Raw genomic sequence first — 385 nt, forward strand, 5'->3', positions numbered from 1 at the left:
GGACAGCGCTTCAATGCCGCTCTTTAACTGGTGCGGCAAGCCGCTGCGGTGCACCGTGCGCGCGCTGGCCTGGGCCATCCCGGCCAGCCGGCGCTGCAGCGCGCCCTGCGCGCTGGCGTTGGCGAGCTCGGCGAGCTGGCCCAGGCGCTCCGTCTGGGGACCGGCCAGCGTGCCGGCCGCGCCAGGCTGGCCCTCTTGCCGCGTGTCGGCCACGCTGCGCTGCACGGCATCCTGGTTCGACGGGGCTGGCAGGGAGGGCGATTTTTGCATGGTGTCCTTGTTGATGGAAAACCGACCGCAGACTGGCGGCCCGGCGGACGATCGATGTCAAACGTGTCCGTTGCGAAACAGCATACCTTGCCGTAAAAACCATGTAAATAAGAAC

1 protein-coding gene is annotated in these 385 nt (G+C 67.3%); it reads right to left on the reverse strand.

Translation table 11 applies throughout. The features are described from left to right. Nucleotides 1-270: hypothetical protein (locus F1735_RS34355; protein WP_167241529.1), on the reverse strand; the 270-nt coding region annotated here is incomplete at its 3' end. Nucleotides 271-385: the final 115 nt, after the last annotated feature.

Source organism: Massilia genomosp. 1 (assembly GCF_011682185.1).
Lineage (GTDB): Bacteria > Pseudomonadota > Gammaproteobacteria > Burkholderiales > Burkholderiaceae_D > Telluria_A > Telluria_A rubra.